The organism is Niallia sp. FSL R7-0271 (assembly GCF_038005785.1).
GTDB lineage: Bacteria > Bacillota > Bacilli > Bacillales > Cytobacillaceae > Niallia.
Genome location: NZ_JBBOTZ010000001.1, coordinates 29,012 through 53,908, shown reverse-complemented (window position 1 = coordinate 53,908; position 24,897 = coordinate 29,012). Strand labels below are relative to the sequence as shown.

At 40.3% G+C, this 24,897-nt stretch carries 25 protein-coding genes, 2 tRNA genes and 3 rRNA genes; 2 read left to right on the top strand and 28 right to left on the bottom strand.

Features of this window, described 5'->3' with window-relative positions; all coding sequences use genetic code 11:
• Positions 1–57: 57 nt before the first annotated feature.
• From ispE to metG, 9 genes are all read right to left on the bottom strand, one after another.
• Positions 58–927: a 4-(cytidine 5'-diphospho)-2-C-methyl-D-erythritol kinase gene (gene ispE / locus MKX82_RS00280; RefSeq protein WP_192486459.1), complete on the bottom strand. Its 870-nt coding sequence runs from the start codon at positions 925–927 to the stop codon at positions 58–60.
• 409 nt (positions 928–1,336) lie between these two features.
• Entirely contained in the window at positions 1,337–1,516 is a 180-nt protein-coding gene (locus MKX82_RS00275) for a small, acid-soluble spore protein, alpha/beta type (protein ID WP_192486458.1), read from the bottom strand.
• 148 nt (positions 1,517–1,664) lie between these two features.
• Positions 1,665–1,928 carry a biofilm formation stimulator Veg gene (gene veg, locus MKX82_RS00270; RefSeq protein WP_192486457.1) on the bottom strand — a complete coding sequence of 88 codons (264 nt, stop codon included), beginning with the start codon at positions 1,926–1,928 and terminating at the stop codon, positions 1,665–1,667.
• A gap of 284 nt (positions 1,929–2,212) precedes the next feature.
• Entirely contained in the window at positions 2,213–3,091 is an 879-nt protein-coding gene (gene yabG / locus MKX82_RS00265; RefSeq protein WP_192486456.1) for a sporulation peptidase YabG, read from the bottom strand.
• Positions 3,092–3,271: 180 nt separating this feature from the next.
• Positions 3,272–4,147, bottom strand: coding sequence for a 16S rRNA (adenine(1518)-N(6)/adenine(1519)-N(6))-dimethyltransferase RsmA (rsmA, locus tag MKX82_RS00260; RefSeq protein ID WP_233318806.1), 876 nt, complete (start codon positions 4,145–4,147; stop codon positions 3,272–3,274).
• Complete coding sequence (gene rnmV / locus MKX82_RS00255; protein WP_233318809.1) at positions 4,140–4,700, bottom strand: ribonuclease M5; 561 nt, start codon at positions 4,698–4,700, stop codon at positions 4,140–4,142. Before rnmV ends, rsmA begins: the two co-directional genes overlap by 8 nt.
• Before the next feature lie 263 nt (positions 4,701–4,963).
• On the bottom strand, positions 4,964–6,151 hold the full coding sequence (locus tag MKX82_RS00250) for a G5 and 3D domain-containing protein (RefSeq protein ID WP_233318834.1): 1,188 nt from the start codon (positions 6,149–6,151) through the stop codon (positions 4,964–4,966).
• Between the two features lie 238 nt (positions 6,152–6,389).
• A complete protein-coding gene (locus MKX82_RS00245; RefSeq protein ID WP_233318811.1) occupies positions 6,390–7,157 on the bottom strand; it encodes a TatD family hydrolase in 768 nt (255 codons plus the stop codon).
• Positions 7,158–7,295: 138 nt separating this feature from the next.
• The gene (gene metG / locus MKX82_RS00240) at positions 7,296–9,290 is read right to left on the bottom strand and encodes a methionine--tRNA ligase (protein WP_233318813.1); all 1,995 of its coding nucleotides are present in this window, start codon (positions 9,288–9,290) and stop codon (positions 7,296–7,298) included.
• Positions 9,291–9,849: 559 nt separating this feature from the next.
• Here metG and MKX82_RS00235 point away from each other — a divergent pair.
• Positions 9,850–10,134, top strand: a complete 285-nt coding sequence (locus tag MKX82_RS00235) for an AbrB/MazE/SpoVT family DNA-binding domain-containing protein (RefSeq protein ID WP_233318815.1) — start codon at positions 9,850–9,852, stop codon at positions 10,132–10,134.
• 45 nt (positions 10,135–10,179) lie between these two features.
• Here MKX82_RS00235 and rsmI read toward each other — a convergent pair whose 3' ends face one another.
• The 10 genes from rsmI to MKX82_RS00185 all read right to left on the bottom strand — a co-directional run bounded on the left by rsmI (position 10,180) and on the right by MKX82_RS00185 (position 17,444).
• On the bottom strand, positions 10,180–11,046 hold the full coding sequence (gene rsmI, locus MKX82_RS00230; RefSeq protein ID WP_233318836.1) for a 16S rRNA (cytidine(1402)-2'-O)-methyltransferase: 867 nt from the start codon (positions 11,044–11,046) through the stop codon (positions 10,180–10,182).
• Positions 11,024–11,311, bottom strand: a complete 288-nt coding sequence (locus MKX82_RS00225) for a GIY-YIG nuclease family protein (RefSeq protein WP_233318817.1) — start codon at positions 11,309–11,311, stop codon at positions 11,024–11,026. The genes rsmI and MKX82_RS00225 overlap by 23 nt, the downstream gene beginning before the upstream one ends.
• Positions 11,298–12,041, bottom strand: a complete 744-nt coding sequence (locus tag MKX82_RS00220) for a tRNA1(Val) (adenine(37)-N6)-methyltransferase (RefSeq protein ID WP_233318819.1) — start codon at positions 12,039–12,041, stop codon at positions 11,298–11,300. Before MKX82_RS00220 ends, MKX82_RS00225 begins: the two co-directional genes overlap by 14 nt.
• Positions 12,042–12,173: 132 nt before the next feature.
• On the bottom strand, positions 12,174–12,551 hold the full coding sequence (gene yabA, locus MKX82_RS00215; protein ID WP_233318822.1) for a DNA replication initiation control protein YabA: 378 nt from the start codon (positions 12,549–12,551) through the stop codon (positions 12,174–12,176).
• A 12-nt stretch (positions 12,552–12,563) separates the two neighbouring features.
• Positions 12,564–13,391, bottom strand: a complete 828-nt coding sequence (locus MKX82_RS00210; RefSeq protein ID WP_233318824.1) for a PSP1 domain-containing protein — start codon at positions 13,389–13,391, stop codon at positions 12,564–12,566.
• On the bottom strand, positions 13,384–14,391 hold the full coding sequence (gene holB, locus MKX82_RS00205; protein WP_341074451.1) for a DNA polymerase III subunit delta': 1,008 nt from the start codon (positions 14,389–14,391) through the stop codon (positions 13,384–13,386). The genes MKX82_RS00210 and holB overlap by 8 nt, the downstream gene beginning before the upstream one ends.
• Before the next feature lie 13 nt (positions 14,392–14,404).
• The gene (locus MKX82_RS00200; RefSeq protein ID WP_233318827.1) at positions 14,405–14,842 is read right to left on the bottom strand and encodes a YaaR family protein; all 438 of its coding nucleotides are present in this window, start codon (positions 14,840–14,842) and stop codon (positions 14,405–14,407) included.
• Positions 14,843–14,926: 84 nt separating this feature from the next.
• The gene (locus MKX82_RS00195; RefSeq protein ID WP_127742579.1) at positions 14,927–15,256 is read right to left on the bottom strand and encodes a cyclic-di-AMP receptor; all 330 of its coding nucleotides are present in this window, start codon (positions 15,254–15,256) and stop codon (positions 14,927–14,929) included.
• Between the two features lie 105 nt (positions 15,257–15,361).
• Positions 15,362–16,000, bottom strand: coding sequence for a dTMP kinase (tmk, locus tag MKX82_RS00190; protein WP_233318829.1), 639 nt, complete (start codon positions 15,998–16,000; stop codon positions 15,362–15,364).
• 10 nt (positions 16,001–16,010) lie between these two features.
• Positions 16,011–17,444: an aminotransferase class I/II-fold pyridoxal phosphate-dependent enzyme gene (locus MKX82_RS00185; RefSeq protein ID WP_233318838.1), complete on the bottom strand. Its 1,434-nt coding sequence runs from the start codon at positions 17,442–17,444 to the stop codon at positions 16,011–16,013.
• A 177-nt stretch (positions 17,445–17,621) separates the two neighbouring features.
• Between MKX82_RS00185 and MKX82_RS00180 the strand changes: the two genes are divergently transcribed.
• On the top strand, positions 17,622–17,837 hold the full coding sequence (locus tag MKX82_RS00180) for a sigma factor G inhibitor Gin (RefSeq protein WP_282581411.1): 216 nt from the start codon (positions 17,622–17,624) through the stop codon (positions 17,835–17,837).
• A 46-nt stretch (positions 17,838–17,883) separates the two neighbouring features.
• Here MKX82_RS00180 and rrf read toward each other — a convergent pair.
• The 9 genes from rrf to MKX82_RS00135 form a co-directional block, all read right to left on the bottom strand.
• Positions 17,884–18,000, bottom strand: a 5S ribosomal RNA gene (gene rrf / locus MKX82_RS00175).
• 116 nt (positions 18,001–18,116) lie between these two features.
• A 23S ribosomal RNA gene (locus MKX82_RS00170) occupies positions 18,117–21,052 on the bottom strand.
• Between the two features lie 130 nt (positions 21,053–21,182).
• Positions 21,183–21,258, bottom strand: a tRNA-Ala gene (locus MKX82_RS00165).
• A 22-nt stretch (positions 21,259–21,280) separates the two neighbouring features.
• A tRNA-Ile gene (locus MKX82_RS00160) sits at positions 21,281–21,357 on the bottom strand.
• 83 nt (positions 21,358–21,440) lie between these two features.
• A 16S ribosomal RNA gene (locus MKX82_RS00155) occupies positions 21,441–22,989 on the bottom strand.
• Together the 16S, 23S and 5S rRNA genes with 2 tRNA genes alongside form the textbook arrangement of a ribosomal RNA operon.
• A 362-nt stretch (positions 22,990–23,351) precedes the next feature.
• Positions 23,352–23,615 carry a pro-sigmaK processing inhibitor BofA family protein gene (locus tag MKX82_RS00150; RefSeq protein WP_341074448.1) on the bottom strand — a complete coding sequence of 88 codons (264 nt, stop codon included), beginning with the start codon at positions 23,613–23,615 and terminating at the stop codon, positions 23,352–23,354.
• Between the two features lie 77 nt (positions 23,616–23,692).
• Entirely contained in the window at positions 23,693–23,911 is a 219-nt protein-coding gene (locus MKX82_RS00145) for a YaaL family protein (RefSeq protein WP_233319449.1), read from the bottom strand.
• An 18-nt stretch (positions 23,912–23,929) separates the two neighbouring features.
• Complete coding sequence (gene recR, locus MKX82_RS00140; RefSeq protein ID WP_185764898.1) at positions 23,930–24,526, bottom strand: recombination mediator RecR; 597 nt, start codon at positions 24,524–24,526, stop codon at positions 23,930–23,932.
• An 11-nt stretch (positions 24,527–24,537) separates the two neighbouring features.
• The gene (locus MKX82_RS00135; RefSeq protein ID WP_233319451.1) at positions 24,538–24,858 is read right to left on the bottom strand and encodes a YbaB/EbfC family nucleoid-associated protein; all 321 of its coding nucleotides are present in this window, start codon (positions 24,856–24,858) and stop codon (positions 24,538–24,540) included.
• Positions 24,859–24,897 lie beyond the last annotated feature (39 nt).

Below are 24,897 nucleotides of genomic sequence, written 5' to 3'. Positions count from 1 at the left end.
AGGCGAACCTCCAAAAATCCGAATATTTTACAGTTAATATTACAGTATTATACGGATTTAATCAAGGGTATGACGATTCCCCATCATGCGGACTGCAAATACTTGGTCGCAAAAACCTCTTAATCCATTATATACACGGTTCATTCTTGAATCATGCTGGATTAATCCAAAGACAGTCGGACCGCTGCCGCTCATCAATACTGCATCTGCCCCGAACTTTTTCATCTGGTCCTTTATTTGAGCCACCTCAGGATACAGATTTAACGTTACATCTTCTAGTACATTCCCGACATTATTGCACATTGCTTCATAATCGCCTGTGCGAATGCACTCAATCATACCTTCAGTATCAGGGTGATTAATTTGCGAGACATTCAACTTTTTGTAAATATCCGCTGTAGACACGCCTATAAAGGGCTTGGCCAACACTACCCAGCAAATAGGCGGAGCAGGGATTTCCTTAATCATTTCTCCTCTGCCAGTTGCGAGGGCCGTGCCCCCATATACACAAAAGCTCACATCAGAGCCGATTTCCGCTCCAATCTCAGCAAGCTCATCAAGGGTCAATTGAAGGTCCCACAGCTTGTTTAGACCCCTCAATACTGCTGCAGCATCGCTGCTTCCCCCTGCAAGTCCTGCTGCAACCGGGATGTTCTTTTCAATTTTAATTGTAACTCCCTTTTTAACATTAAACTTTTTCTTTAATAGATTTGCTGCTTGATAAGCAAGATTCCTTTGGTCATCGGGTACAAATCGATTAAGGGAATTTATCTTTATGGAATCCTTCTCTTCCAGAATAAGTTCAATTCTGTCTGCAAGGTCAATGGTTGTCATGATCATTTCTACCTCATGATAGCCATCCGGCCTTTTACTCAATACATCCAACGATAAGTTGATTTTAGCTGGTGCCTTCACCAAAAGCTTCAATATTTCCACCTACTTAACATTTTCATAAGTCCGCTTTTTCGTCCTATTGTACCACACAATAGGAAATAAAAAGAATGACTGATATAATAACCCAATTCTTCTATGTATGAAACAAAAAACAAAGAAGCAAACTATTGATTGCTTTATGTTTAATGAATAAATTCACAGCATTTTATGGCTATAGTGATTTTACCATAAAATATGTCATTTAAAGCAAAATACTAAGAATCATTTATGTTTTTTCCGCTCGTTTCCTAGCTTTTTTACTTGTTAGAAAAAAGGTGCAAAAAAAGACCTAACCCTACACCCTTCCCTATAGTGAAAAGGGTGCAGAGTTAAACCTGATGCCGTGAATAAATCCTTGATAGTTAATTTTTGTAAACAGGATTTAATTTAAAGGAATCAAAATTCACTTTTGATTATTTAGAAGACTCTGCTCAGCGATTTCAATTGCCCTCTTGACCATGTTCCCAGCATCCTTAGCTCGGATGCCGCCCCATCCATCCTTTTGGACAACATCATAAAAACCTAGTTCTTTTGCAATTTCTTCTTTTAGCCCTTCTGACATAATTCCTCTTCGTCTACTCAACCTTAAACCTCTCCTTTCATTATTCACGGTAGTTATAGTATGTAACCCTGTTTTTTTTTCATGTACTGTTTCTATTTCCAGTTATCACAGATTTTCCCCATGAAAAAAGCAGCAACCACGTGGTAACTGCTAGTCTCTACAATATATATTAGCTTAGAGCAACTTGTCCTGATGTATCTTCATAGAAGGTAATTTGAACCGTTTCTGTTAAAACATCTGCATAACTGTACGATACCCGTTCAAATGCATTTTCATCCTGATCTAACTCTACCACAAACACAGAGGGATATGTTTCAGCCAATACACCTGAACGTTCAATCGTTTTACGACGACCGCCATTAGCCTTCAGCATCAATCTTTTCCCTAAATTCGAATCAAGAGCTTTTTTTATATCTGATAATGTTTTTGCCATTTTCGGTCCACCTCACTGTGTAAAGTATATCACACTGACACAATAGAGTCAAACAAAAATATAAATTATAACAGTCTCTTTTAGAAGTTGTCAATATTTTTTATTCTTATTTTTCTTCTATTTTTCAACAATTTTATTTTTTCCCATTCTACCATAATTATGTATTAAAGTTTTTTTTATAAAGGAGCCTTTCTAAATAAAAAAAACAAGCTCCCTCTTTTCGAGAAAACCTGTTATCTATATCGTGATTTTTCTGTATTATACACTTTTCTTAAGTCCTTAGACTATTCAGATGCATTCGTGTTAAACGGCATGCCTGTGCGCAGCACTCCCTTTGTTTCAATACCACCAAGCCCTTTTTCCCCTGTGAGCGTATTTCGCAGCACATCCCAAACGTTTACCCTTTCCATGAATGGTGTATAGCTTATTTTCGCTACAATATACACAGGGTCTAGAGCATGAATATTGACCCTTGAAGGAGAGCTTGCAAAGTTTGCTCCTGCATGTATAAGGGATTCAAAGTGCGATTGGCAAGCTCCTGCGAAAATTACAAGCTGATCCAGATGTGGAACTCTCCGCCTTGCTTCCATAACTGTTTGCACAAAATATTTAGAATGGCGGTACGCATTTATGTCCTTCTTGTCTCCTAATGACTTAGAATAAGCATCATGGCCGGTTACTACAAGTATATCCGGCCGATAATACTCAAGGAGCTTCCCGATTTTACCCGGCATTTCCTTCTCATTAGAATGAACCCCTGTTACAGGAATTCCTATTTTTTCATATAGATCAAGGCATTTCTTCAAGTAGTTAGGATCTCCATCCAAATGCAATACCTTCCCAGGCATTTGAAAATAGTTAATTGGTTTACTGTAAGCATCTGTAGAAGAATACTCCTGTTTCCTTTTCAGCAGGTTTACATCCTGCCTAAATAGTGCTAATGATTGTTCCTCTAAAAATTGAATCTCTTGCGCCATCTTTCTCTGCATCGGCTTATTGATAGAAATTAAGTCATCAAAAGGAGCGTCTGCAATGAGACGGAAATCCTCCCCATACAAAACAGCATATTTGCGTCCATTTTCTTCCTTTATATCAATAATTCGAAAAGCTAAATCACAATGATAGGATTTTCTGCCGACGATATCCATGATGTTTATGCTCACTAGTCGTCACTCCAGTACGCCCTGCCTAATGAATGGGCTAATGTTTCTTATCTACCTCTCATTAAACTATGCAAAAGTCCAGAAAGATGTGAGGAACAATTTACCCCCTCACCTGTCACCTATAAAAAAGAAACCGGCCCCTCAATTAAAAGGGCCGGTCCTTCAATGTTTATTAACGGTTTAAAACGAATCATACAGCGCATCGCTAAGTGCAGCAAATTCTTCAATAGAAAGAGATTCTCCTCGTCTGGAAGGCTCAATTCCAGCAGTTTCAAGGGCAGCTATAATCGCTTCTTTTTTCTCCTTACCATTTTCAAGCTGGCTTGTTAAATTATTTAAAATGGTTTTTCTCCGTTGAGCAAAGCTAGCTCTAGTCACTCGGAAGAAGAATTCCTCACTTTTAACTGCAACTAAAGGCTTTTCCCTAATCGTCAGCCTGATGACAGCAGAATCGACATTCGGTTGTGGTACAAATACTGTCTTAGGCACGATCATTACAACCTCTGGAACTGTGTAATATTGAATCGCTATTGATAGGGAACCATATTCCTTCGTACTTGGACGAGCTGATATACGGTCAGCTACTTCCTTTTGGAGCATCACGACAATTCCGCGCAGCGGCAAGTTCTCCTCCAAAATTTTCATAATGATTGGAGTAGTTACATAATAAGGTAAGTTAGCCACAAGCATAATATCATCAATACCTGCGAATTCTTCCTCAATCATTTCCTTTACATTTGCCTTCAGTACGTCCGAATGGATCACCTTAGCATTCGGATATGGCTCAAGCGTTTCGCTCAAAATAGGCAACAGACGCTGGTCAATCTCATAGGCAACAACTTTTTTTGCACGCTTTGCCAGCTGTTCTGTTAATGCACCAATTCCTGGTCCAACCTCAATTGCACCTGAAGACTCCGACAACTCTGCATGGTCTACAATATTTCTTAATATATTCGTATCAATTAAAAAGTTTTGACCAAGACTCTTTTTAAAAGAAAATCCATATTTCTCTAAGATAGCTTTTGTTCTTACTGGTGTTGCTATATCTTTATACATCTTTTTCCTCCTGCCAAATAGCATTAACCGCTGCTGCAAAGTCCTGCTTGGAGATGTTAAACATCATCAGCCTTTTATGAAGCTGTTTGCCATTTGTATACCCTATTTTTAATATCTTGCCCAGCTTTTCTCTTCGTTCCTTCGATCCAGGTCCGCCAATCAGCTGTGCATCTAGTAAGTCCTCTTTAGTAATTTGCTCTATAATGCTTTCTTCCATGTGATGGGCTTCTTTGAGCGCCTCTCTAATCACTTCCACTGAGGCATGTTCTACACCAACACCCTTTCCATGCTTATGCAATGCCTTTTCCTTTGCAATGAATGCATGTTTACAATTAGGTATGTGCTTTTCTATTGTATTTCTTATTTTTTGGCCAGGAAAGTCTGGATCAGTCAGTATTATGACTCCTCTCGTTTCATTAGCCAGCTTTATTGCCTCAATTGTTGCCTTATTGATGGCAGAACCATTTGTTTCAATTGTATCAGCATCGACTGCTCTTTTGACAGCGGTAGTGTCATCTCTTCCTTCCACTACAATGATTTCTCTAAGTTTCATGAAGCCTCCAAAAAAAAAATTAAGTTTTGCAAAAAAAATGAAACATTTTTGTAACAATAAACGTCTATATATTATAGAAAAGAGTTAAATGAAATTCTAAAGGTTATTATAGCTCAAATTTTTCTTTTCAACAAAATCCGTTCAAAAGAAAAAAACAGAGGAATAACTCCTCTGTTAAAGATGTGCTAATAGTAGATGTTCAATGTGTATTAGGTTTTTGCAGACACTAACAAACACATGCATGTAAGAAGCTTTAAAAAAGGTTACTTCAAAATCTTAATTCTTACCTGTTTATTTCCCCATCGATAGGCTTCTGCCTTCGTCGGGAAAAAGACGTCGATTTTCTTACCTTTCACAGCACCGCCTGTATCACCGGCTACCGCGTATCCGTAGCCTTCAACATATACCTTTGTTCCTAACGGAATAACACTTGGGTCAACCGCAATTACTTTTGCATTCGGATTTGATTTGAGGTCAATTCCAGTAGCAGTATGTCCCGAGCATCCATTGCAGCTGGCTGTATAAGCTGTTGAGTTAACGTAAAGTTCTGTGCCTTCTTCGCTGGCATCTTCACCGCGGGAAGCAATTTGCGTAACTTCAATTGTGCCTACTGCAACTACTTTGTCCTGTTTTTCCTTAACTTCTTTTTCACTAAGCAGTTCTCTCGAAACTTCTTTGCCGTTTTCTAAAGTAACTTCGAAGGTTTTAGACTTTAGACCGTTTTTACCTTCCTTTAGTACCTTTTCTGTTCCCTTTTCAAGGCTATCATCCTTTTGGGTAACAACAGCATAATTAATCGGTTGTTCCACTACATCGGTGACCTTTTCTATACGTGTAATTTCTACAACGTCCTTCTTGTTCACTACTTCCTTTAGATCTGGTTCAACTCGGTCTAATTTCGTAAGTGATATCTCCTGTTGTTTTAAAAAGTCAGCGACCGTAGTCGAAGTGGACCATAGTTCTTTTTTCGATCCTGCGTCTACTAGTGTAACTGGAAATGCAGTATGTACAACAATCTCCATATTGTTCTTTATATGCTTATTCTGCTTTTGATTGATCTTATCGTGTTCATTCAAAGAGATTTTTTGTTCCTCGAGAAACTCCTTAACCGTTTCTGCTGTTGTCCATACCGTTTTCTTCTCGTCGTCTTTGCTCAATTCAACCTGTTTTGCTTGCTTCCAAACAACCTCCATCTCGTCAGCCACTCTTGTGTCTAACGTGGGAAACACCTCATCTTCTGAGCGTATGGCAATATCAAGTTCATCAAATATATCTTGAATAGTGGATGAGTGCGTTTCGATGACCTTCTCTTTCCCATCTAATGACAGCGCCACAGTTTTTTTCGTTGATTCGTAAACAACAAATCCTAAACCACTTAGAAAAACTATGAAGCTAGCAATAATAATGGGCCATTTCTTTCTGCTCAAAGACTTGGAAAACAGGCTTTTCATGTTTTGGATTACGATGAAAAACGCCTCCTTTTCTCTCGGAGTGATTATATAGAGTATCGTGTCTGCTGTCAACCCTTCTACATTCTTTGAACGTATCTCCTATTATGCAAAAAAACTCCATGAAAGGAAAGAAAGAAATCTCGACATGAACATTCTATGAGAAAAGGAAGCAATGTAGAACTTCTTAGAACAAAGTAATATTAGGACAAGCTTTTCAATGATTCGACACCATCTCTTATCATTTTATGCCGAATAATTTTTTTGCATTTTCTGTTGTTTTGGCAGCAACTTCCTCATAACTAATTCCTTTTATTGCTGCGATTTCTTCTGCTACAAGCTTCACATAGCTTGGTTCATTTCTTTTGCCGCGATGTGGTGTTGGCGCAAGGTAAGGGCAATCTGTCTCAATAAGCAGCTTGTCCAACGGAATTGCTGCTGCTGCTTCCTTCGGCTTTCTAGCGTTTTTAAAAGTGACAGTCCCACCTAATGAAATATAAAAATTCATGTCGATGCATTCCTTTGCAGTCTCGACACTTCCTCCATAGCAGTGCATAATTCCACCAACTTCCGCTGCGCCTTCTTCCTTGAGAATCTCAACAATATCAGCAGTTGCTTCCCTGTTATGAATAACAATTGGAAGCTTCACTTTTTTTGCCAAGTGAATTTGCTTTCTGAATACTTCCTTTTGGACATCTTTTGGTGATTTATCCCAGTGATAATCTAAGCCCATTTCCCCAATTGCTACAACTTTTGGATGTTTAGCCAATGATTCAATCCATTCTAAATCTTCCTCAGTCATGTCAATTGCATCAACAGGATGCCAGCCGACACTTGCATATATAAAATCATAACGCTCGATTAATTCCATGGCCCTTTTAATCGTTGGACGATCAAAGCCGACTACGATCATTTTTTCCATTCCAGCTTCCATTGCCCTGCCGATTACTTCTTCTAAATCGTCATTAAATTGTTCTGCATTTAAATGTGTATGTGTGTCAAATAACATATTGAAACCCTTTCTTTATCCATAATTATTCATGTTTATTTTCTATTCCCCAACTTGCTGACTAAATATCCTCTATTTTGAAAGAAAAACATAGAAATATGCATCTTAAGTGCAATTCCTATGTTTTTCAACCAGTTTTTATTTAACTTTTGAGCCTAATGGAAGCGATTCAGCAACAGAAGCAAGTGCTAGAACACCATCTTGGCTACCTGCAAGAATCATACCTTGAGATAATTCTCCTCTCAGCTTAACAGGCTTCAAATTTGTAACACAAATTACTCTTTTGCCGACTAATTCCTCTGGTTTATAATATTGAGCAATACCTGAGACTACTTGTCTTTGCTCATAACCTAAATCCAGTTGAAGCTTCAGCAGCTTGTCTGCTTTTTTCACAGGTTCTGCCTGAAGAACTTGCGCTACTCGTAAATCCACTTTCATAAAATCATCAATAGTAATTTCTTCCGACTCAGGAACTTCTTGCTTCTCAGCCGGCTGTGATTCCTTCTTCTCTTCAGCAGCAGGTCCTTGCATCTCTTTTTTGATGTATTCTACTTCCTCTGCGATATCAAGTCTTGGGAAGATAGGTTCTCCTTTTTCTACCTTTGTTCCTGCAGGGATTACACCGAACTGGTCAAGGCTTGCCCATGTTTTTAACTGTTCTTCCTGAACATTCAGCTGCTGGAAGATCTTATCCGGTGTTTTTGTTAAGAATGGTTTTAAAAGGACAGCAATACGTCTTAAGGATTCAGCTAGATGAACCATTACTGTTGCAAGCTCATCCGTTTTTCCTTCCTTCGCCAATACCCATGGTTGAGTTTCATCAATATATTTATTGTTTCTGCTGACAAGCTGCCATAAATTCGTTAACACAACCGAAAACTCCATATTATCCATATGACTCTCGTACAGTGCTTTCGTTTCCTGATGAGCTTCTACTAGTGACTTTTCAAAGCCACCTTCAGAACCTTTGTATTCAGGAATAACTCCGTCAAAATACTTGTTGATCATAGCAACTGTTCTGTTTAACAGGTTTCCTAAATCATTCGCTAAATCAAAATTCACTCTTTCAACAAATCCCTCTGGAGTGAATACACCGTCAGAACCGAATGGCACTTCACGAAGTAAATAATAACGCAATGCGTCAAGTCCATATCTTTCAATTAATGTTACCGGATTAACAACATTGCCTTTTGATTTGGACATCTTTCCGTCTTTCATCAAAATCCAACCATGAGCAAACACTTTGTTAGGAAGCGGCAAATCTAATGCCATCAGCATGATTGGCCAGTAAATTGTATGAAAACGTACGATTTCCTTCCCAACTAAATGGACATTTGCAGGCCAGAATTTCTGATAAAGTGAATCGTTATCTGAACCATATCCTAGTGCTGTAATATAATTGGACAACGCATCAATCCAAACATATACAACGTGTTTTGGATCTCCAGGAACTTTAATTCCCCAGTCAAATGTTGTACGGGAAACAGCTAGATCTTCAAGGCCTGGCTTAATAAAGTTATTAATCATTTCATTTTTGCGTGATTCTGGCTGAATGAACCCAGGATTCTCTTCATAAAACTTCAGAAGTCGATCTGCATACTTGCCCATACGGAAGAAGTAGGATTCTTCTTTTACAAGCTCCACAGGATGACCACTGTCAGGGCTTTTTCCGCCGATGACTTTACCATTTTCATCATATACAGGGTCTACAAGCTGAAGTTCTGTATAATATGTTTCATCAGAAACAGAGTACCATCCTTGATATTCATCCAAGTAAATATCACCTTGATCGACAAGTTTTTGGAACATTTTGCTAACTACTTCTGTATGTCTTTTTTCTGTCGTACGGATGAAATCATCATATGAGATATCCATCATATCCCAAAGTTCTTTTATTCCTGCAACAATTCCGTCTACATATTGTTGAGGCGTAATACCTGCTTCTTCTGCTTTTCGCTGGATTTTTTGGCCATGCTCATCAGTCCCAGTTAAATAACGAACATCAAAGCCCTTTAATCGCTTATATCTAGCCATTGCATCCCCAGCAACCGTTGTGTATGCATGTCCAATATGAAGATTCCCGCTAGGATAATATATTGGGGTTGTTATATAGAAAGTTTCTTGCTCTTTCAACGTTTTTTCCCTCCTAATTCAATAATGCTATGTAATATGCATAATTCTTATTGTATCAATACTTACACTAATCTTAAAACTACAAGACATATAATTGCATCGGAAATTTTATGGTATATTTGTAGACTTCCTTACATAATGAAGAAATGCCATAAAAAATGGCAGCTAATCATTGCCATTGTGCCCTTACATACCATCAAAATATACCCAAAATCCAAAGTTTTTGCAACTGGCCGCATGCTTCTCTGCTCCTCATTTTTGTTCACTATAATGAATGGCTGATTCGACATTAAAATGTTGAGTTTTGTCGAATTCTCTTTAATACATTTCTCAATTTTGGCTCTAATTCATTTTACATTTATACACTTATTTTGGTATTAAAAGTATATATAATATGCTGTTTAACCTATAAATATAGGTTTTTCATGGAATTATCTCAATTTAAAAATAAAATAATTGACGTATATGGGAATGGCTGGTATTATATATACAAACAAAGAAATTTGTCGAATATTAGCGAAAAAAATATATATAAGGTTCATCGGGAGGAGAAAAGGAAATGAAATCTACTGGAATTGTTCGTAAAGTTGACGAATTAGGTCGTGTTGTAATACCTATCGAATTAAGACGTACATTAGGAATTGCTGAGAAAGATGCTTTAGAAATTTATGTGGATGATGAAAAAATCATCTTGAAAAAATATAAACCTAACATGACTTGCCAAGTTACTGGTGAAGTTTCTGATGATAACCTGTCATTAGCAGGCGGTAAACTAATCCTAAGCCGTGAAGGTGCAGAACAGCTTATAAATGAAATCAAAAGTTCGTTTGAACTTTCTAAGTAATAATAAAAAAGCATGGCAGCTCAAGGGATGAGCTCCATGCTTTTTTTAATCTATATGATATTCTTGGTATACTTCCCGCTTAGGCATGCTTCTGTCGACAGCTGTACGCTTAATTGCCTCTTTTGCCTGCAGGCCATCTGTTTCAATATAATGATTTACATGCTCAACAATTGTTAAGTTCATCCACCATTGCTCGTCCTGATCCTCTTCTGCAGCTCCCTTTTCAATAACGATGCAAAATTCGCCTCGTATCTCATCTGAATTTGCCCATTCGATAACTTCATCTACTGTTCCTCTGATAAATTCCTCGAAGATTTTTGTTAATTCCCTGCAAAGGGAGATATTTCTGTTGCCGAGAATTTCTCTAATCAACTGTAAGGTTTCCTTTAACCTGTGAGGAGATTCATATAGCAATACAGTTCCAGAAATTTTCTTTAACGCCTCTAGCTCCTTTTTCTTCTCTTTTTTTTGTCGGTTAAGAAAACCATAGAAATAAAAAGGGTGTGTCGGCAAACCTGATGCTATTAAAGCAGTTAAGGCTGCATTTGCACCAGGCAGTGGAACGACAGGAAGCTTGCTTTCTACTGCTGCCACTACAAGCTCATACCCAGGGTCTGCGATGGTTGGCATTCCAGCATCGCTGACTAAGGCTATTGTTTTACCAGCTTGCAATGATTCAATCAGCTTGCGGCCGCTCGTTTCTTTATTATGTTCATGATAGCTTACGATTGGGGTCGTTATTTCAAAATGATTGCACAGTTTCTTTGTATTCCTCGTATCCTCTGCTGCAATTACATCTGCTTCTTTCAAAATTCTTACAGCCCGAAAACTCATGTCTTCCAAGTTGCCTATTGGAGTAGGGACTAAATAAAGAAGACCATTATCATTCTTATAGCTTTTTTGCTGCCACATGTTCAACACCAATTTCCTTCCTCATATAAGACTCTTTTTCTTTCCTGCTCAATTGTTTAAAAGCATATTCTGCCTTCAAAGCCTGAGATTTATCTGCAAAAACTTCCTTATAAATTAACTGGACTGGCCTTCTTGCCCTAGTATACTTGGCGCCTTTTCCTTCATTATGTGTTTTAATGCGTTTTTCCAGATTATTTGTGTATCCAGCATAATAAGTATTATCTCTGCAAAGTAAGACATAAAAATAATGATTAGCTGTCTCCATACAAAATTCGGCTCATTTCCTCTGTATACTCATTTAACCCTTTATACACATATAAAGGGGGCAGTATTTTCAAGTCCGGCTTGCCATCCTTTATTCCCTCGACTAGCAGGATATTTGCTTCTTTTCCTTCCTTTGGATATACAAACCTTATCCGCTTTGGCTCTAGTCGATATGCTCTCATTAATGTAATAATATCAAGCAGTCTTCCTGGTCTGTGCACAAATGAAACCTTTCCTCCCTGCTTAACAAGCTGACTTGCAGCTCGAATTGCATCCTCAAGCGTGCAAAGAATCTCATGTCGTGCAATAGCCAAATGTTCGTTTGTATTCCTTTCATCAACAGAATCTGTTTGGAAATACGGAGGGTTGCAAGTAACAGCATCATATTTTTCAAACCCAAGCTGCGCAGGAGCTTCTTTAATATCACCATTTACCATCTTTATTTTTTCTTCTAAGTTATTATAGGCAACACTTCTGCAAGCCATATCATATAACCGTTCCTGAATTTCCACTCCTATTATAGAGCCTCTCGTTCTCAAACTTAAAAATAACGGAATTACACCATTTCCACTGCAAAGATCTACAATTTTTCCTTTCGCAATAGGAACAGTTGCAAAGTTTGCCAATAATACGGCATCTAAAGAAAACGAAAACACAGTTGGACTTTGAATAATCTTAAGCTTCTCTGCCAACAAGTAATCAAGCCTTTCATCTCCTACTAGCTGAACCAATTTGTTACCTCCATCTATATATGTATTCCATAATACTAGCCTAAGCAAATATTATCATAATCATTCTCTAATTATCTTGCTGTAATCATTAACAGCTAAAAAAATAGGGTGCCCTATTTAGAAGGACACACCCTATTTTTTATTAAGGAAGGATAGACAGAACAAACAATCTCCATCTTTTCTTGGACTTCCGAAATGAAGGTTACAAATATGAAAACCCTCTTGATAAAGCCTCGCTAGATTGTCATATCCTTCGCCAATATCCATATTCTTTTCTTCCAAAATCTTGGTGGACTTTCGATTTTTCTTTTTCGTCTGTTCCTTTTGTTCCTTCTCTTTTTGTGACTGGCTCTCCAAATGTCTTCTTAAATTTTCGTTTTCCAGCTTCAATGTATTATTTTCTTCAATCAGTTCTGCCACATGCTGCTTTAGCTCACCTAATTGCTGATATAAATGGCCGATTTGACTCTCCATATTAATTACTGAATCAAAAATTTCTTTTTTATCCACTCTGCCACCTCATTAGTCCGTGGATTGAACTGAAACAGTATCTTTTTGCAGTATTTCTTCTAATGTATATTCAAGCACTCGTTCTTGTTCAGAAATTTCCACTTGGAGTACACGTTCTAATATATTTAAACCTACTACTTTACCTCTTCCATCAGGTGTATTAATCCACTCACCCAAATCTGGAAGCTGTTCTTTTGCAGACTCATATTCATCGTTCTCATATTTAAGACAGCACATAAGTCTGCCGCAAAGTCCTGATATTTTGGTTGGATTTAGGGAAAGATTTTGGTCTTTAGCCATTTTAATTGATACTGGCTCAAAATCGCCTAAAAATGTTGAACAGCAAAGCATTCTACCACATGGACCGATGCCGCCCAGCATTTTTGCCTCATCGCGAACACCAATCTGGCGCAGCTCAATTCTAGTCCTGAAAATCGAAGCTAGATCCTTTACGAGTTCACGAAAATCGACTCTGCCGTCTGCGGTAAAATAAAAAATTACTTTATTGCGATCAAATGTATATTCTACATCTACAAGCTTCATATCTAACTCATGCAGATTGACCTTCTCACAACAAACTTCATATGCTTCTTTTGCCGCAATCCGGTTTTCCTCTACAATTAATTGGTCTTTCTGATCCGCGACTCGGAGTACCTTTTTAAGAGGTAAGACTACATCATTTTCGTCAACCTGCTTGGGAGCAATGACAACTTTTCCATATTCCACTCCACGCACTGTCTCTACGATTACGAAATCCCCTTTTTGGATATCCATATCATTCGGATCAAAGTAATATATTTTTCCAGCTTTTTTAAAGCGGATTCCTACAACATTATACAACTGAAGATCCCTCCTGCAGCTTCAATACAAGCTGTTCCATCAATAACTGTGGATTCATATTACCCTGCAGCTTTCGTTTAGCTTCAAAGATGGACGTCATTTGCTCTGTCAGCATTTGGGATGATGATTTAAGCGCAAGCTCTTCTAACTGTTGCCGATCATTTATATAGACTATTTGCTCCTGCTTGCCTAGTTGAATATATAATAAATCCTTAAACAGCAGCAACAGTAAATCCAATCCCCTATCATACTGATCTTTCTCTTTGAAATGAACAAACCACTCTCTTTGAAGGGAAACTAATGCTTCTAAAGGATTTCCTTTAAGAGTCATATACAATTTTACCACTATTTTTTGCGCTTGTACAAACCATTCATCAGAACTTAGTCGAAACGCTTCATCATAATCATTAGTGATCTGCGCAATTAATGGCGCTCCACTTGCTTTCATTCCATTTGCTATAAGCTGCTCCTGCATTTTTATTGGGGAAAGAGGAGTAAAGGATAAGACTTGGCACCTCGATAAAATGGTCGGGAGAATCTGATGTATTTGTTCAGTCAAAAGGATTGCTGTAGTTTCTGCATGTGGTTCTTCCAGGAATTTCAGCAGACTGTTTGCTGCATTCGTAGTCATTTTATCAGCATGTACAATTACATAAATCTTCTGTTTTGATTCTACCCCTGTTTTGGAGAACTCCTCCTGCAGGCTTTGAATCTGGTTTTTCTTTATGGACAAACCATCCGGTTCGACAATATGTACGTCCGGATGGTTGCTGTTATTTATTCGTTTGCAATTAGAGCATTCCTCACAAGGCTTATAACCGTCTATTAACCTTGTACAAAGTATGCTTTTCGTAAGAATTTGGCTGACTTCCTTTTTGCCAGTTCCTCTCATTCCTTCAAACAGATAAGCATGTGCAAGTCGGTCCTTTTTCAGACTGTTTCGGACCATTCTTAGAACAATTGGCTGCTCCTGTTCAAGCTGTTCCCATGTTTTTATCAACACGATCACTCTCTTACATATATATATTAATTAATAGGCCTTTAATTTCTCCTATTTTCCCTAAAATGTTCAGGCTGTTTTTTTCTTTACTCATCACTTCTTCAGTAAGCTCGACAAGCTTTTCATCCACAACCTGAACAACACTCAAATCTCGGCCTTGTCCGAAGTGATCCCATGATTTATCTTTTTTCAATCCGATGCCGTAATCTACTGCTTCCTTTACAAACTGCTTGACCAGCGATTTGAACTTGTTTAAATCCTTAAGATTTTGTGACCTGCCCAATCTGTTGCCAGTATCATCTATACTCTTTATCAATGTTTGCAGTTGACCAGATTGAAGCTTTTCACTCTGCCTTGTGACAAGCTCCCTAAATTTCGTTTCCACTTGTCCGCTTTTTATCTCTTGCTTAGTAGCATCTGTACTCACACGAATGTCTTTATTTATTTTCATTTTTTTCCTCCGATAAAAGCATCATTAAAAATATCCTTTATATATAGAGGTAATATATTTAAGTTCCAACCATATTCTTAAGCCTTAGAATTGCTTGAACTGTTCAACAGGCAGCACGAATACAGTTGCTCCACCTACCTCCACCTCAACAGGATACGGTACATACGAATCAGCATTTCCTCCCATAGGTGAAACAGGGGCAACTAACTGATCACGTGATTGGCAGTTTTCTTTTATTATTTGCAAAGCTTTTTCCACGCGTATATCTTCTGTCCCTATCATAAAGGTTGTATTCCCAGATTTCAAAAATCCCCCGGTACTAGCTAATTTAGTAGCTCTAAAGTTATGTTCTACAAGGGCATTCAATAACTTAGCACTGTCTTTATCTTGGATTACTGTTAAAATTAACTTCATTTTATCCAACCCCTTTATTATAGTTTTACCAGAATTACTGCTTTTTCCTATTATAACAATAAATAATTAAACAGGCATATATAAATGGAAAAATGAAAGCTCACTTTACCTGTTTCTGTTCAATACCTGATTAATGGCTTGTTGAGCTTGTTCAAATACATCCTCTATGCTTTGTGAAGCTTCTAGTTTATGCAGCCTTTCAGGAAACTTCTCGATAACTTTGTAATATCCTGCTTGGACACGCTTATGGAAATCCAATTGCTCTAGATCAAGCCTATTTATTTCCCGTTCATTTGATTTATTTATTCTTGCTAGCCCTAGTTCTGGATCAAGGTCAAAATACAGGGTTAAATCAGGCATTACACCGCCAATGGCAAACTCATTTATCTTCCATATTTCTTCTATGCCTATCCCCCTGGCATAACCCTGATAAGCAAGAGAACTGTCTATGAAGCGGTCAGAAAGAACAATACTGCCTTCTGCTAATGCTGGTATAACCTTTTCAACTAAATGCTGTCTTCTAGCAGCAGCATATAATAACGCCTCTGTCCTTCCATCCATCTCTGTATGGTCAGGGTTTAATATAATCTCGCGGATTTTTTCGGCAATCCTAATTCCTCCAGGCTCTCTTGTCTTTACAATCTTGATGCCTTTGTCTTTGTAGTGTTTATACAGCATCTCTAAAATGGTTGTTTTTCCGGCGCCCTCTGGCCCTTCCATTGTTATAAAAATACCTCTTGTCATGTTATTCTCCTTACTTCTTTATAAAAACTGCAATTCTGCCTTCATATATAGATGAATTCCCTTGAAACTTACAGCCATTAGCTACAAGCACCTTTAATGTTTCAATATGTTTACCAGTAATTACTTCTCCCGGCATCAGCAATGGTACACCTGGTGGATAAGGGATAATAGAATCTGCGTTAATTTTGTCTATTGAATCTTCTAATAAAATTTCGTGTTTAGAGTACTTAGGTTGCTCCAATTCATTTATCTTTAATTCTACTATATTAGTATATAGATTTATAGCTGCACCTTTATCTTCCTCCACTGGCAAATTCAACGCCTTATATGGACTTACAGCCTTCTTAATTTTCTCAAAAGCATCTTCAAAAGGATATGACATCTTGTTCTTCAGCAAAGGCAATACAAGCAAGACATTATGTAAATCAGCCATTTCACAATAGACTCCAGCTTCCTCAAACTTCTCTTGAAGTTCAAAACCTGTTAACTTACACCTGCTTTGAATAGTTAATTTTAGAGGGTCACCAGCTTTGTTTCCATAATTCATTACTTTCAGTTGACTTAATGTTGACAATTCAGCTTTAAACTTTTGAAGCTTTTCTAATAAGTATATAAAGTCTTCTTCCTTATAAGTACCCAAATAACTTCTCGCCAAATCAAGGGATGCCATAATTAAATAAGATGGGCTACTTGACTGAAGGATGCTTAAATACATTTGCAGTTTATTTAAAGAAACCCGTTCTGAGTTGAAATGGAGATATGAACCCATCGTTAATGCAGGTAGTGTTTTATGTGCAGATTGGACAACTATGTCCGCGCCTAATTCTACAGCAGACGGAGGAAAGTGAGCTGAGCCAGCAAAATGGGCTCCATGAGCCTCGTCTACTAATACTGTTACCCCATGCTTGTGAGCTATTTCAATTATTCTTCCTAACTCTCCAATCATTCCATAATAATTGGGTGAGGTGAGAATAAGAACCTTTGCACTCGGATATTTTTTTATTGCTTCTAAAATTGTTTCACATGAAACAGTCCCTTCTACTTTCCACTCTAAATCATAGCTCGGATTAAGCAGAATAGGTTTTGCCTTTGTGAGTTTAATGCCATTCATAATAGATTTATGACTGTTCCTTTGTACAAGGATTTGGTCTCCTTCATTCACAGCAGACATAATCATAGCTAAATTGCCTACTGTTGAGCCATTAACCAAAAAAAAGCTTTTTTTTGTGTTATATAAAGCTGCTAGCAGTTTCTCTGCCTCCAATATTACCCCACTTGCTGAATGCAAGTCATCTAGCCCGTTAAGCTCTGTTACATCAAAGTTCCATGCATTCTTTAACAAGTTATGTTTGTCCATTAAAGAACCATTTTTATGCCCTGGGACATGAAAAGAAATAGGTTTATTCTGAATAAACTCTTCCAATCTATTATATAAAGGCGTCATTTCATGCACTGTTCTTCCTCATTTCCTTTTAACTCTATTTTATTGTACCATTGCCTGACTATGAATAAAATGCGTGTTTTAGCCACCTATTTTAAAGTAAAGGTAAATTTAAAATTATCTGAATTTTGTATGCATGTATTTATTATTGGCAAGACTGTTTTTAGGGAGGTGGAGCCAGTGAGTATAAATTCGCAGAAAATCATCCAGCCTTATGTGGAGAAATGTTTATTTTGCGATCAGCAAAAAATAACAGGTATACATCTGTATCAGTCACTGATTTGTACTGAATGTGAACATGAAATGTTGAATACGAAGACAAGTGATACAAAATATAAATTTTTTATTCATAAGTTAAAAGATGCTCATTATGCCATGCAAAGGCGCCAAGCTTAATAAAAAACAAAAAGCACCTAGTTAAACTAGATGCTTTTTTTAAAGTGCCTGGCGACGTCCTACTCTCACAGGGGGAGAGCCCCCAACTACCATCGGCGCTGAGAAGCTTAACTTCCGTGTTCGGTATGGGAACGGGTGTGACCTTCTCGCTATCGCCACCAGACTATTATGTTTTTATGAGTTGTTCTCTCAAAACTAAATCATCTTCGAAGAAAAACAAGAACCAAGCAATCATTCATGTCCAGCTGCAGAAGCCAAAGCTTCTTCCGCTTTCCTATTTTAGTTAAGTCCTCGATCTATTAGTATTTGTCAGCTCCACGTGTCACCACGCTTCCACCTCAAACCTATCAACCTGATCATCTTTCAGGGATCTTACTAGCTTACGCTATGGGAAATCTCATCTTGAGGGGGGCTTCATGCTTAGATGCTTTCAGCACTTATCCCTTCCGCACATAGCTACCCAGCTATGCCTTTGGCAAGACAACTGGTACACCAGCGGTGCGTCCATCCCGGTCCTCTCGTACTAAGGACAGCTCCTCTCAAATTTCCTACGCCCACGACGGATAGGGACCGAACTGTCTCACGACGTTCTGAACCCAGCTCGCGTACCGCTTTAATGGGCGAACAGCCCAACCCTTGGGACCGACTACAGCCCCAGGATGCGATGAGCCGACATCGAGGTGCCAAACCTCCCCGTCGATGTGGACTCTTGGGGGAGATAAGCCTGTTATCCCCGGGGTAGCTTTTATCCGTTGAGCGATGGCCCTTCCATGCGGAACCACCGGATCACTAAGCCCGACTTTCGTCCCTGCTCGACTTGTAGGTCTCGCAGTCAAGCTCCCTTGTGCCTTTACACTCTACGAATGATTTCCAACCATTCTGAGGGAACCTTTGGGCGCCTCCGTTACTTTTTAGGAGGCGACCGCCCCAGTCAAACTGCCCACCTGACACTGTCTCCCACCCCGATAAGGGGTGCGGGTTAGAATGTCAATACAGCCAGGGTAGTATCCCACCAATGCCTCCACCGAAGCTGGCGCTCCGGCTTCCAAGGCTCCTACCTATCCTGTACAAGCTGTACCAAAATTCAATATCAGGCTACAGTAAAGCTCCACGGGGTCTTTCCGTCCTGTCGCGGGTAACCTGCATCTTCACAGGTACTATAATTTCACCGAGTCTCTCGTTGAGACAGTGCCCAGATCGTTACACCTTTCGTGCGGGTCGGAACTTACCCGACAAGGAATTTCGCTACCTTAGGACCGTTATAGTTACGGCCGCCGTTTACTGGGGCTTCAATTCAGAGCTTCGCGCGAACGCTAACCCCTCCTCTTAACCTTCCAGCACCGGGCAGGTGTCAGCCCCTATACTTCGCCTTACGGCTTCGCAGAGACCTGTGTTTTTGCTAAACAGTCGCCTGGGCCTATTCACTGCGGCTCTCTCGGGCTTGCACCCAAAAGAGCACCCCTTCTCCCGAAGTTACGGGGTCATTTTGCCGAGTTCCTTAACGAGAGTTCTCTCGCTCACCTTAGGATTCTCTCCTCGCCTACCTGTGTCGGTTTGCGGTACGGGCACCTTGAATCTCGCTAGAGGCTTTTCTTGGCAGTGTGGAATCAGGAACTTCGGTACTATATTTCCCTCGCCGTCACAGCTCCGCCTTCACGGTAATGGGATTTGCCTCATTACCAGCCTAACTGCTTGGACGTGCTAATCCAACAGCACGCTTACCCTATCCTCCTGCGTCCCCCCATCGCTCAAACGATTCATAAGGTGGTACAGGAATATCAACCTGTTGTCCATCGCCTACGCTCTTCAGCCTCGGCTTAGGTCCCGACTAACCCTGAGTGGACGAGCCTTCCTCAGGAAACCTTAGGCATTCGGTGGATGAGATTCTCACTCATCTTTCGCTACTCATACCGGCATTCTCACTTCTAAGCGCTCCACCAGTCCTTACGGTCTAGCTTCAACGCCCTTAGAACGCTCTCCTACCACTGACATCACTAGATGTCAATCCACAGCTTCGGTGATACGTTTAGCCCCGGTACATTTTCGGCGCAGAGTCACTCGACCAGTGAGCTATTACGCACTCTTTAAATGGTGGCTGCTTCTAAGCCAACATCCTGGTTGTCTAAGCAACTCCACATCCTTTTCCACTTAACGTATACTTTGGGACCTTAGCTGGTGGTCTGGGCTGTTTCCCTCTTGACTACGGATCTTATCACTCGCAGTCTGACTCCCAAGGATAAGTATTTGGCATTCGGAGTTTGTCTGAATTCGGTAACCCGATGGGGGCCCCTAGTCCAAACAGTGCTCTACCTCCAATACTCTTACCTTGAGGCTAGCCCTAAAGCTATTTCGGAGAGAACCAGCTATCTCCAAGTTCGATTGGAATTTCTCCGCTACCCACACCTCATCCCCGCACTTTTCAACGTGCGTGGGTTCGGGCCTCCATCCAGTGTTACCTGGACTTCACCCTGGACATGGGTAGATCACCTGGTTTCGGGTCTACGACCACATACTATTACGCCCTATTCAGACTCGCTTTCGCTGCGGCTCCGTCTCTTCAACTTAACCTCGCATGTAATCGTAACTCGCCGGTTCATTCTACAAAAGGCACGCTATCACCCATTAATGGGCTCTAACTACTTGTAGGCACACGGTTTCAGGATCTATTTCACTCCCCTTCCGGGGTGCTTTTCACCTTTCCCTCACGGTACTGGTTCACTATCGGTCACTAGGGAGTATTTAGCCTTGGGAGATGGTCCTCCCTGCTTCCGACGGGATTTCACGTGTCCCGCCGTACTCAGGATCCACTCAGGAGGGAACGAAGTTTCGACTACAGGGTTTTTACCTTCTATGACTGGCCTTTCCAGACCTATTCATCTACCCCGTTCCTTTGTAACTCCATGTAGAGTGTCCTACAACCCCAAGAGGCAAGCCTCTTGGTTTGGGCTAATCCCGTTTCGCTCGCCGCTACTCAGGGAATCGCGTTTGCTTTCTCTTCCTCCGGGTACTTAGATGTTTCAGTTCCCCGGGTCTGCCTTCTGTTACTCTATGTATTCAAGTAACGATACTATCCCATTACGGATAGTGGGTTCCCCCATTCGGAAATCTCCGGATCAAAGCTTACTTACAGCTCCCCGAAGCATATCGGTGTTAGTACCGTCCTTCATCGGCTCCTAGTGCCAAGGCATCCACCGTGCGCCCTTTCTAACTTAACTTGTTTCGGCTAAAGATGTTACTCTTTACCCTGAAATTCTTCTATTAAATAGAGAATCTAAGATGGCGATTACTCGGTTTCTTTCTTGGTTTTTCTTCTATATGATTTAGTTTTCAAAGAACAAAAAAAATTGGTGGAGCCTAGCGGGATCGAACCGCTGACCTCCTGCGTGCAAGGCAGGCGCTCTCCCAGCTGAGCTAAGGCCCCTTCATCTTTACTTTATGTTATATGGTGGGCCTAAATGGACTCGAACCATCGACCTCACGCTTATCAGGCGTGCGCTCTAACCAGCTGAGCTATAGGCCCATATAAGAAAGCATTGCTCTCTCAAAACTGAACAACAAAATCATCAACAATCTGTGAATGGAACGAATTCCATTTTTCCTTAGAAAGGAGGTGATCCAGCCGCACCTTCCGATACGGCTACCTTGTTACGACTTCACCCCAATCATCTATCCCACCTTAGGCGGCTGGCTCCTAAAAGGTTACCCCACCGACTTCGGGTGTTACAAACTCTCGTGGTGTGACGGGCGGTGTGTACAAGGCCCGGGAACGTATTCACCGCGGCATGCTGATCCGCGATTACTAGCGATTCCAGCTTCATGTAGGCGAGTTGCAGCCTACAATCCGAACTGAGAATGGTTTTATGGGATTGGCTCGACCTCGCGGTTTTGCTGCCCTTTGTACCATCCATTGTAGCACGTGTGTAGCCCAGGTCATAAGGGGCATGATGATTTGACGTCATCCCCACCTTCCTCCGGTTTGTCACCGGCAGTCACCTTAGAGTGCCCAACTAAATGCTGGCAACTAAGATCAAGGGTTGCGCTCGTTGCGGGACTTAACCCAACATCTCACGACACGAGCTGACGACAACCATGCACCACCTGTCATCCTGTCCCCCGAAGGGGAACGTCCTATCTCTAGGATTGTCAGGAGATGTCAAGACCTGGTAAGGTTCTTCGCGTTGCTTCGAATTAAACCACATGCTCCACCGCTTGTGCGGGCCCCCGTCAATTCCTTTGAGTTTCAGCCTTGCGGCCGTACTCCCCAGGCGGAGTGCTTAATGCGTTTGCTGCAGCACTAAAGGGCGGAAACCCTCTAACACTTAGCACTCATCGTTTACGGCGTGGACTACCAGGGTATCTAATCCTGTTTGCTCCCCACGCTTTCGCGCCTCAGCGTCAGTTACAGACCAAAGAGTCGCCTTCGCCACTGGTGTTCCTCCACATCTCTACGCATTTCACCGCTACACGTGGAATTCCACTCTTCTCTTCTGCACTCAAGTCCCCCAGTTTCCAATGACCCTCCACGGTTGAGCCGTGGGCTTTCACATCAGACTTAAAGGACCGCCTGCGCGCGCTTTACGCCCAATAATTCCGGACAACGCTTGCCACCTACGTATTACCGCGGCTGCTGGCACGTAGTTAGCCGTGGCTTTCTGGTTAGGTACCGTCAAGGTACGAGCAGTTACTCTCGTACTTGTTCTTCCCTAACAACAGAGTTTTACGATCCGAAAACCTTCATCACTCACGCGGCGTTGCTCCGTCAGACTTTCGTCCATTGCGGAAGATTCCCTACTGCTGCCTCCCGTAGGAGTCTGGGCCGTGTCTCAGTCCCAGTGTGGCCGATCACCCTCTCAGGTCGGCTACGCATCGTCGCCTTGGTGAGCCGTTACCTCACCAACTAGCTAATGCGCCGCGGGCCCATCTGTAAGTGACAGCGTAAACCGTCTTTCAGCTTTTCTACATGAGTAGAAAAGGATTATCCGGTATTAGCTCCGGTTTCCCGAAGTTATCCCAGTCTTACAGGCAGGTTGCCCACGTGTTACTCACCCGTCCGCCGCTAACTTAAAAAGCAAGCTTTTTAAGTCCGCTCGACTTGCATGTATTAGGCACGCCGCCAGCGTTCGTCCTGAGCCAGGATCAAACTCTCCGATAAAGAGTAAGATTAGCTCATTTGCTAAACTCTAGCTTTTTGTTACTTTGTTTTCATCTTTATAACGCAAGTTATAAAAACGATTATTGTTGACGTTTTGTTTGTTCAGTTTTCAAAGAGCAATTTTTTCGTTGCTATCAGAAGCAACTTTTATATATTATCATTTACATATTATAAATGTCAACAGATAAATTAATAATTTTTAACTAGTTATTAATTGCTTGCTGCGACTTTTATAATATTACCAGCATGTTATTTCCTAGTCAACATCTTTTTTAAACTTTTTAAACATTTATTTATAATAGACGTTAAATAAAAAACAGACAGCTAAAACTTAGCAGTCTGCTCTTTATACTAACTTGCCCTTATAATATATATTGTTGAATTGCTACAAGTGCAACGACACCTGGAATACCTAAAATTCCAGAAACAGTAGATGTCGCAATATTGATCGGCACGTGTATGCCATACTTAGTCCCAATAGCATTGAGGAAGAAAAGGAAAAGAGCACCTATTACAATTTTAATCAACCCTTGTCCTACAAAACGCAATGGTTTAATGGGAGTACCTATTATCAGAAGAAGGACAATCAAACCACTGATAATAGAAATAATGACAACTGGGCTCACAAACAAAACCTCCCTAGTTCTTTTTGTATTAAAAGGTATGTCCAACTACCACAAAAAAGAACTAGGGAGTGCTTCTATTATTTCATTAAATTAACATTTCTCTCTTTAGCCTCTTTAAAAAGAAAGAAATACTTTGCTTCAGTCAGTTTTGCAGCACAAATGACCTCATCAGAAGGGTCAAAGCTTTTTTCGAGTATCGACTTTTCTTTTAGCCAGTGTTTTTTTGTTTCATGAAACTGAACTAATAACTTCTCATCGAATTCTTTTCTCAACTTTCCTTTTCGGCGAAAAAGCATACTTTATCCTCCCTCTGATTATACTTCTCTTCTGCCCTCAAGCGCTTTAGATAAAGTAACCTCATCTGCATATTCCAGATCTCCGCCTACAGGTAAGCCATGCGCTATCCTTGTTATCTTAATCCCCGATGGTTTTAACAGACGGGAGATATACATAGCGGTTGCTTCTCCCTCTATATTTGGGTTAGTAGCCATAATTACCTCTTCTACATCACTTTCCTGCAAACGCTTGATGAGAGATGGAACATTAATGTCCTCTGGACCAATACCATCCATTGGTGAGATAGCACCATGCAAAACGTGATACAATCCGTCAAATTCCTTCATCTTTTCCATGGCGATGACATCTTTCGGATCTTGAACTACACAGATTATCTTACGATTTCTTCTAGTATCCTCACATATATAACATGGGTCCTGATCCGTTATATGACCGCATACGGAACAATAAGTTAAATTTCGTTTTGCATTGACTAGTGCTTTTGCGAAATCTAGAACAGTATCTTCTTTCATATTTAATACAAAAAACGCCAGTCGAGCAGCCGTTTTCGGGCCGATTCCTGGCAATTTCATAAAGCTGTCTATCAGCTTTGATATTGGTTCAGGATAATGCATGAAACTCCTCCTTAGAACATTCCAGGAAGATTAAGTCCTTTTGTAAATTGCCCCATTGTTGAGTTTGTTAGCTCATCCGCTTTTTTCAATGCGTCATTTGTAGCTGCAAGCACAAGATCTTGGAGCATTTCTACGTCTTCTGGATCTACAACCTCTTCCTTGATTACTACATCCACTATTTCTTTATGTCCTGTAACGATTACTGTTACCATTCCGCCGCCAGCAGAACCTTCAATTCTTTTTTCTCCAAGTTCCTCTTGAGCTTCCGCCATTTTCTTTTGCATTTTTTGCATTTGCTTCATCATATTTTGCATATTACCCATTCCGCGCATAAGAATTCCTCCATTTTCATTTTAAAGTTATTTATTCCT

Excerpts from the sequence above, each read along its gene's own strand:
- MKX82_RS00200 (WP_233318827.1), bottom strand. The coding sequence starts at position 14,842 with ATGAAAATAAATAAAGACATTCGTGTGAGTACAGATGCTACTAAGCAA.
- rnmV (WP_233318809.1), bottom strand. The coding sequence starts at position 4,700 with ATGAAACTTAGAGAAATCATTGTAGTGGAAGGAAGAGATGACACTACC.
- MKX82_RS00145 (WP_233319449.1), bottom strand. The coding sequence starts at position 23,911 with ATGCTTTTTCGCCGAAAAGGAAAGTTGAGAAAAGAATTCGATGAGAAG.
- recR (WP_185764898.1), bottom strand. The coding sequence starts at position 24,526 with ATGCATTATCCTGAACCAATATCAAAGCTGATAGACAGCTTTATGAAA.
- tmk (WP_233318829.1), bottom strand. The coding sequence starts at position 16,000 with ATGACAAGAGGTATTTTTATAACAATGGAAGGGCCAGAGGGCGCCGGA.
- MKX82_RS00235 (WP_233318815.1), top strand. The coding sequence starts at position 9,850 with ATGAAATCTACTGGAATTGTTCGTAAAGTTGACGAATTAGGTCGTGTT.
- MKX82_RS00225 (WP_233318817.1), bottom strand. The coding sequence starts at position 11,311 with ATGGAGACAGCTAATCATTATTTTTATGTCTTACTTTGCAGAGATAAT.
- rsmI (WP_233318836.1), bottom strand. The coding sequence starts at position 11,046 with ATGTGGCAGCAAAAAAGCTATAAGAATGATAATGGTCTTCTTTATTTA.
- MKX82_RS00250 (WP_233318834.1), bottom strand. The coding sequence starts at position 6,151 with ATGAAAAGCCTGTTTTCCAAGTCTTTGAGCAGAAAGAAATGGCCCATT.
- MKX82_RS00195 (WP_127742579.1), bottom strand. The coding sequence starts at position 15,256 with ATGAAGTTAATTTTAACAGTAATCCAAGATAAAGACAGTGCTAAGTTA.
- MKX82_RS00135 (WP_233319451.1), bottom strand. The coding sequence starts at position 24,858 with ATGCGCGGAATGGGTAATATGCAAAATATGATGAAGCAAATGCAAAAA.
- veg (WP_192486457.1), bottom strand. The coding sequence starts at position 1,928 with ATGGCAAAAACATTATCAGATATAAAAAAAGCTCTTGATTCGAATTTA.
- MKX82_RS00185 (WP_233318838.1), bottom strand. The coding sequence starts at position 17,444 with ATGACGCCTTTATATAATAGATTGGAAGAGTTTATTCAGAATAAACCT.
- MKX82_RS00245 (WP_233318811.1), bottom strand. The coding sequence starts at position 7,157 with ATGTTATTTGACACACATACACATTTAAATGCAGAACAATTTAATGAC.
- rsmA (WP_233318806.1), bottom strand. The coding sequence starts at position 4,147 with ATGTATAAAGATATAGCAACACCAGTAAGAACAAAAGCTATCTTAGAG.